This window comes from Streptomyces sioyaensis, from assembly GCF_004122735.1.
Classification (GTDB): domain Bacteria; phylum Actinomycetota; class Actinomycetes; order Streptomycetales; family Streptomycetaceae; genus Streptomyces; species Streptomyces sioyaensis.
The window spans coordinates 1-7,268 of the sequence record NZ_SDIF01000204.1 but is presented as its reverse complement, the minus strand read 5'-3'; the positions used below and the strand labels follow the sequence as shown (position 1 = coordinate 7,268).

The 7,268-nt window shown below is 70.8% G+C and carries 6 protein-coding genes; 5 read left to right on the top strand and 1 reads right to left on the bottom strand.

Translation table 11 applies throughout. The features are described 5' to 3' along the window. The first annotated feature begins 300 nt into the window (after positions 1 to 300). From EST54_RS36310 to EST54_RS32545, 5 genes are all read left to right on the top strand, one after another. Positions 301 to 1,140, top strand: a complete 840-nt coding sequence (locus tag EST54_RS36310) for a single-stranded DNA-binding protein (RefSeq protein ID WP_129251288.1) — start codon at positions 301 to 303, stop codon at positions 1,138 to 1,140. A gap of 225 nt (positions 1,141 to 1,365) precedes the next feature. Further along, positions 1,366 to 2,763: an LAETG motif-containing sortase-dependent surface protein gene (locus tag EST54_RS32560; RefSeq protein ID WP_129251287.1), complete on the top strand. Its 1,398-nt coding sequence runs from the start codon at positions 1,366 to 1,368 to the stop codon at positions 2,761 to 2,763. A gap of 471 nt (positions 2,764 to 3,234) precedes the next feature. After that, entirely contained in the window at positions 3,235 to 4,899 is a 1,665-nt protein-coding gene (gene ettA, locus EST54_RS32555; RefSeq protein WP_129251286.1) for an energy-dependent translational throttle protein EttA, read from the top strand. Between the two features lie 5 nt (positions 4,900 to 4,904). After that, positions 4,905 to 5,339: an acyl-CoA thioesterase gene (locus EST54_RS32550; RefSeq protein WP_129251285.1), complete on the top strand. Its 435-nt coding sequence runs from the start codon at positions 4,905 to 4,907 to the stop codon at positions 5,337 to 5,339. After that, the gene (locus EST54_RS32545) at positions 5,336 to 6,076 is read left to right on the top strand and encodes a hypothetical protein (protein WP_129251284.1); all 741 of its coding nucleotides are present in this window, start codon (positions 5,336 to 5,338) and stop codon (positions 6,074 to 6,076) included. The genes EST54_RS32550 and EST54_RS32545 overlap by 4 nt, the downstream gene beginning before the upstream one ends. Before the next feature lie 98 nt (positions 6,077 to 6,174). Here the strand turns inward: EST54_RS32545 and EST54_RS32540 are convergent, their stop codons facing one another. After that, positions 6,175 to 7,212 carry an ABC transporter ATP-binding protein gene (locus EST54_RS32540; RefSeq protein ID WP_244942662.1) on the bottom strand — a complete coding sequence of 346 codons (1,038 nt, stop codon included), beginning with the start codon at positions 7,210 to 7,212 and terminating at the stop codon, positions 6,175 to 6,177. Between the last annotated feature and the right edge of the window lie 56 nt (positions 7,213 to 7,268).

Below are 7,268 nucleotides of genomic sequence, written 5' to 3'. Positions count from 1 at the left end.
GGCACGGGAAGGGCCTGGGGAGCAGCCGGGAACGGGGCCGCGGGACGGGAAGCAGACGGGGACGGGGAGCAGACGGGCGTGAGGCGAAGGGCAGCTGCGCGCGCCCGCTGGGCCCCGGCATCCGGCCGCGCGCTCCCTCGCGATAACCCTTCCGGGTGGCCGAGTTGTCCACAGGCGGCCGGCCGTCCACACGCCGCCGCGGCGCTCGCCGAATCCGTGCAGCATGAAATCCACGCAGCGCGCGGCACAAGACGACAGCGTGCGCACGACACAGGGGAGGCGTGGTCCGTGAACGACACGATGGTGACGCTGGTGGGGAATGCCGCGACAGCGGTGGAGCACCGGCAGACGACCGCGGGTGCGACGGTGGCGAGGTTCCGGCTGGCGGCCACGTCCCGGCGGTGGGACAAGGCGTTGGAGCGCTGGACGGATGGGGAGACGAGTTTCTACACGGTCCGGTCGTGGCGCGGGCTCGCCGACAATGTCGCGGCCTCGGTGGCGGTGGGGGAACCACTCATCGTCCAGGGGCGGTTGCGGCTGCGGGAAGGAGAGCAGTCTCCCGAGCGGGGCGGGCAGCGATGGTTCGCGGCGGAGGTCGACGCCGTAGCGATCGGCCACGATCTCGCGCGTGGCACCGCCGCGTTCCGGAGAGTCGCGCGGACGACGCGTTCCGGTACGGACTCCACGGCGCCCTCCGCACCGCAACCGGCACAGCCACCTGCGCAGTCATCGGGGTCAGCGCACGTCGCGCAGCCTCATGGGCAACAGGTGGGCCGGGATGAGACGTTGTCCGCTGCCGGGACCGCACATGCCAAGGAGGCGCCGAGCCGTCCGGCGAGCACGGCCGGTGGGGGCCGGGAGGGTCCGGTGGCGCCGACTACCGGCGGGAGTCGGAAGGTTCCGATGGTCCCGACTGCCGGCGGGAACCGGAAGGCCCCCGCGGTTCCGGCCGCCGACGAGAGGCCCCCGACCGCCGTCGAGAAGTCCCCGGCCGCCGGGACACCCGCAAGGGCCGGGGCGCCTGCGACTGTTGAATCATCGACAATCACCCGTGTCCCGCCGCCTCTTGGGCCACCGGATCCCTCCGTTCCGCCGGCCGCAGCGGGAGCAGATTCGCCCGAGAAGGTGGCAGTATCCTGAAAAGTCCCGTTGATTTGTCGATAATGCCAGGTCAAGGTGCCTGTTGTCGGTAACGATTGCGATTCGGATCGCTTATGGGGTGCCATTAGTGGGGACCGTGGTGCGCCTGCTCCATAGGATCCGACAAGTACTCACGGGGGCTGACGTGTTCGGCTGCTGAGTTCTTTGGATCTTTCCGGCGAGGCATCCTCTCCCACTCGACCGCCTCGCCCAGAGGGGAATTTCATGCTTTCCATGAAGAGGCGGGGCGCAGCCCGTCTTGCCGCCGCGGTCATGGCCTCGGGCCTGGTCGCGGCGGGTGCGATAGCCACCGCGGGGACTGCCGCGGCGGACGAGACGACCCCCGCACACGGGGGTGCCACCGCCACGCTGGGCGGGCTGAAGACCTTCGACCAGGCGGTCGTGCACAACGAGGGAGGGGACCAGCGCGTCGGCGCCGGCCTCTTCGAGATGGCGGTCGACAACGGCGGCACGCTCCAGACGTACTGCATCGACATCCACAACCCGACGCAGCAGCAGGCGAAGTACCAGGAAGTGCCCTGGAGTGCCTCGTCGCTGCACAACAACGGGGACGCGGGCAAGATCCGCTGGATTCTGCAGAACTCGTACCCCCAGGTGAACGACCTGGCCGCGCTCGCCTCCAAGGCCGGCGCCGGCAACCTCACCGAGAAGACCGCCGCGGCCGGCACGCAGGTCGCGATCTGGCGCTTCTCCGACCACGTCAAGGTGGACGCGGTCGACCCGGCGGCCGAGAAGCTCGCCGACTACCTCGAGAAGAGCGCGCAGAACGTCGGCGAGCCCAAGGCGTCGCTGACGCTCGACCCCCCGGCCGTCTCCGGTAAGTCCGGCAGCAAGCTCGGCCCGGTCACCGTGCACACCAACGCCGACAGCGTCACGATCGCCCCGGCGGCCGGTGCGCCTGCCGGTGTCAAGATCGTCGGCAAGGACGGCAAGCCGGCCACGAGTGCCACCGACGGCACCCAGCTGTTCTTCGACGTGCCCAAGGGCGCCGCGGACGGCAGCACCTCGCTGACCGCGCAGGCCGCCACCAAGGTCCCGGTCGGCCGTGCCTTCACCGGCATCGGCGAGCACGCCAAGAGCCAGACCCAGATCCTGGCCGGCTCCAGCGAGTCCACGGTCTCCGCGGCCGCCTCGGCCTCCTGGAAGAAGCAGGGCGCCATTCCGGCGATCACCGCCGAGAAGAACTGCGCCAAGGGCGGCGTGGACGTCACGGCCAGCAACAAGGGCGATGAGGCGTTCCGCTTCCAGCTCTCCGGCAAGGACTACGAGATCGCCCCGGGCAAGTCGCAGACCGTGACCGTCCCGGTGGCCGAGGACCAGCCGTACAACATCACGATCACGGGTGCGGGCGGCTTCAAGAAGTCCTTCTCCGGGGTCCTGGACTGCAAGACCGCCGGCAGCGGCGGCGGCAAGCCCTCCTCGCAGCCCAGCCCCGCCTCGGTCGGTGGCAGCACCGGCGGTGACAAGGGCGGCGACCTCGCCGAGACCGGCTCCAGCAGCGCCACCCCGATGATCGCGGGTATCGCGGTCGTCCTGGTCGTGGTCGGCGGCGCCGCGGTGTTCTTCCTCCGTAAGAAGAAGGCCGGCACCCCCGCCCAGTGATCACCGGGCACCCGGTGACGCCCGGCGACCCGGAGGCCGGAAGCCCGGCCTCCGTGGAACCGGGCGCCCGGTTGCGGCCGGCGACCGCCCCGTAACCCATCGGTGAGCGGCGGTATCCGGTCGAGTACGTGAAGGCCCCGGAGCGCAGCGGCGCTCCGGGGCCTTCGGCGTCCGCGGGACCCGGGCGCCCCCGGCAACAGCTCCGCCCGTCCCACGGCGCCGGCGCAGCCCCGTGCCCCCGCGGCGGCGCCCGTACGTTCGGCCGGCGTCGACGATGACGGAGAGCAACCGAACAGCCACCACGTCGTGCCAGGTCAGGGCTGAGCAGGGGCGCTCTGACCTACTCGTTTCCGCCAGAGCACAGGCGTACGGCAAGATGGGGTGTATCTGCCCTCCCCCGGTCACCGCGTACGACGGCCCGGGGCGGTGCCGCACAGACCCTGATCGATCCAATCTGCCGGACGGTTTCTCTTGGCTGAGTACATCTACACGATGCGCAAGGCGCGCAAGGCGCACGGCGACAAGGTCATCCTCGATGACGTGACGCTGAGCTTCCTGCCGGGCGCAAAGATCGGTGTCGTGGGTCCCAACGGCGCCGGTAAGTCGACGGTGCTGAAGATCATGGCCGGTCTTGAGCAGCCGTCGAACGGTGACGCGTTCCTCTCTCCGGGCTACACCGTCGGCATGCTCCTGCAGGAGCCGCCGCTGGACGAGTCGAAGACGGTGCTGCAGAACGTGCAGGACGGCGCCGCCGAGATCATGGGCAAGCTCCACCGCTTCAACGAGGTCGCCGAGCTCATGGCGACCGACTACTCCGACGAGCTCATGGAGGAGATGGGCAAGCTCCAGGAGGACCTCGACCACGCCAACGCGTGGGACCTGGACACCCAGCTGGAGCAGGCCATGGACGCGCTCGGCTGCCCGCCCGGCGACTGGCCGGTCACCAACCTCTCCGGTGGTGAGCGCCGCCGCGTCGCGCTGTGCAAGCTGCTGCTGGAGGCCCCCGACCTGCTGCTCCTCGACGAGCCCACCAACCACCTGGACGCCGAGTCCGTGCAGTGGCTGGAGCAGCACCTCGCGAAGTACCCCGGCACCGTCGTCGCCGTCACCCACGACCGGTACTTCCTCGACCACGTCGCCCAGTGGATCTGTGAGGTCGACCGCGGCCGTCTGCACGGCTACGAGGGCAACTACTCCAAGTACCTGGAGACCAAGGAGACCCGCCTCAAGGTCGAGGGCCAGAAGGACGCCAAGCGTGCCAAGCGTCTGAAGGAAGAGCTGGAGTGGGTGCGCTCCAACGCCAAGGGGCGGCAGGCCAAGTCGAAGTCGCGACTGGCCCGTTACGAGGAGATGGCGGCCGAGGCCGACAAGATGCGGAAGCTGGACTTCGAGGAGATCCAGATCCCGCCGGGCCCGCGCCTGGGCAATGTCGTCGTCGAGGTCGACAAGCTCAACAAGGCCTTCGGCGAGAAGGTCCTGATCGACGACCTGAGCTTCACCCTGCCCCGTAACGGCATCGTCGGCGTCATCGGCCCGAACGGCGCCGGCAAGACCACGCTGTTCAAGATGCTCCAGGGCCTGGAGACCCCGGACTCCGGCGACATCAAGGTCGGCGAGACCGTGAAGATCTCCTACGTCGACCAGAGCCGCGAGAACATCGACCCCAAGAAGACCCTGTGGGCCGTGGTCTCCGACGAGCTGGACTACATCAACGTCGGCCAGGTCGAGATGCCTTCGCGGGCGTACGTCTCCGCGTTCGGCTTCAAGGGGCCGGACCAGCAGAAGCCGGCCGGGGTGCTCTCCGGCGGTGAGCGCAACCGCCTGAACCTCGCGCTCACCCTCAAGCAGGGCGGCAACCTCCTGCTCCTCGACGAGCCGACCAACGACCTCGACGTCGAGACCCTGTCCTCGCTGGAGAACGCGCTGCTGGAGTTCCCGGGCTGCGCCGTGGTCGTCTCCCACGACCGCTGGTTCCTCGACCGCGTCGCCACCCACATCCTGGCGTACGAGGGCGACTCCAGGTGGTTCTGGTTCGAGGGCAACTTCGAGTCCTACGAGAAGAACAAGGTCGAGCGCCTCGGTGCGGAAGCGGCCCGTCCGCACCGCGCCACGTACAAGAAGCTCACCCGGGGCTGACCGTCGTGCGACACCTCTACTCCTGCCCCCTGCGCTGGTCGGACATGGACGCGTTCGGCCATGTCAACAACGCGGTGTTCGTCCGCTACCTCGAAGAGGCGCGGATCGACTTCATGCACCGGCTGGCGCCGGGGGACGGCAGCCCGTCGTTCACGGGCGGCTCGGTCGTCGCCCGGCACGAGATCGACTATGTGCGGCCGCTGGTCCACCGGCATGCCCCGGTGGCCGTCGAGTTGTGGGTGACGAAGATCAGCGCCGCGTCGATGACGGTCGGCTACGAGGTCAAGGATGAGGACACCCTCTATCTGCGGGCCTCGACCGTCGTCGTCCCGTTCGACTTCACCGAGGGCCGCCCCCGCCGCCTCACCGCGGAGGAGAAGACGATCCTCAAGGAGTATCTGGACGACGCCGCACACCAGCGGGGGGCCGTCGCGGTATGACGGTGCTGCACCTCGCCGACGCCGGGGAGGCGGCGGATCTCGCTGCCTTCCTGGCCCGGCTGATCCACTACGACAAGGCCGCCGCGGTACGCCTCCAGGCCGGCGGCGGGGTGCTCGCCGTCTTCGGCCGCCCCCCGTCCTTCGAGGTGCTGGCGATCCGCACCGCGCGGCTCGCCGGGGACACGGCTCTGGACAGCACCGTCTCGGCCGGTGAACTCCTCGAAGGCATCCAGGAGTCGTCGGACGCGGTGACCGTGCCCGCCGCGGTCACGGGCCCGCCGTGGACCGGGGTGCTGCCGCCGCGCGGCGGCTGGCAGCGGGTGCCGGGGCTGCCCGCGCCCGAGGCGCTGGTGCGCGCGGTGGCCGCCGCCGTCGCCGAATTCCGGTCCCGTGACGAGGCGCTGGAGCCGCAGCACCGCACCCGTGCCGTACGGGACCGTATCGGCCGGGAGATCTGGTCGCGCACCCTCGGCGACACCCACCTTCCGTTGCGCGCCGCCCATGCCGCGCAGTCGCTGGGCTTTCTGCGCCCGGCCCGGGCCGGTGCGCCGGCGGGCGGTGGCTCGTCCTCCGGTGGCACCTCCTCCGGCGCCGCTGACTCCGGTCCCCAGCCGCTGAGTCTGCTGTCCGCGGGCAGCTGGCTGCGGCTGAGCACCCCCTACGGGTCGATCGCCGTACGGACCGGGGGCTCCGCGGGGGCGGCCGGGCTGTCGGGGCTCACGGTCACGCCGGTCTGAGGGTTTCCGGCCGCCCGAGCGGCCGGACAGGGCACAGCGGGACGTAACGGATCCAGCAGGGCACGCGCGAGGCGGCTGAACGAGCTGAACGAGCTGAACTAGCTGTCCCCGTCAGTGGATCCGTGCCCGTCCCCGTTTTCGTCCCGGCCGCTGCCTACGGCACTGTTTTCGTCCCTGCCTCCGTCCCCGTCCGTCTCGCCTGACCGTGCCGCCCCGTCGGCCGTGCGGTCCGGCCAGACGCCGATGTGGTCGCGCTCCAGCTCCAGCAGGACGCGGTGTTCCATGCCCAGGCTGTGGGTGTATTCGGCCGGGAGCTGGAGCCGGCCCGCGCGGTCGAGCATGGCGTACTCGCGGGCCACCAGGGATTCCCGGCCGGTCGCGGCATCCCGTTCGGTGCGCCGCAGCACCTCCGAGGACGTACGGCCGTCGCGGATCGCGACCGTGCGCCGTACCTCGCTGGCCACCGCCTGGTCGTGGGTGACGATCACGATGGTGGTGCCCAGCTCCTCGTTGGCGGTACGGAAGGCCGTGAAGACCTGCTCGGCGGTGTGCGAGTCCAGTTCGCCGGTGGGCTCGTCGGCCAGCAGTACGGACGGGGTGTTGGCCAGCGCCACCGCGATGGCGGTGCGCTGCTGCTCGCCGCCGGAGAGCTGGTGCGGACGGCGGTCCCGGCAGTGGTCGAGGGCGAGCATCGACAGCAGTTCCCCGGCCGCTTTCGTACGGGCCGCCCGCCGCCGGCCGCCGTGCAGCTGCATCGGCAGCATGACGTTCTGCTGGGCCGTCAGATACGGCAGGAGGTTGCGGGCGGTCTGTTGCCAGACGAAGCCGACGACGTCGCGGCGGTAGCCGAGCCGGGCCCGGGCGTCCATCGTCAGCAGATCGCGGCCGGCGACCGTGGCGGCGCCGGCGGTCGGCACGTCCAGGCCGGCCAGGATGTTCATGAGGGTGGACTTGCCGCTGCCGGACGCCCCGACGAGCGCCATCAACTCGCCCTCGGCGACCAGCAGATCGAGCCCTTGCAGGGCTTGCACCTCGACCCCGTCGGTGGTGAAGACCCGTACCAGGCGGTCGCAGGCGATCAGTGCGTCATGCCCGTAGGCGGGGCGCCCGTGCCGGGAGGCCGCGCGCCGCTCCAGCTCGGCGAGGGCGGTGGGCGCGGCGGGGCGGGGCCGGGCGGCCGGGGCCGCCCCGC

Coding starts and splice junctions, on each gene's coding strand:
- EST54_RS36310 (WP_129251288.1), top strand. CDS start 301: ATGGTGACGCTGGTGGGGAATGCCGCGACAGCGGTGGAGCACCGGCAG.
- EST54_RS32560 (WP_129251287.1), top strand. CDS start 1,366: ATGCTTTCCATGAAGAGGCGGGGCGCAGCCCGTCTTGCCGCCGCGGTC.
- EST54_RS32545 (WP_129251284.1), top strand. CDS start 5,336: ATGACGGTGCTGCACCTCGCCGACGCCGGGGAGGCGGCGGATCTCGCT.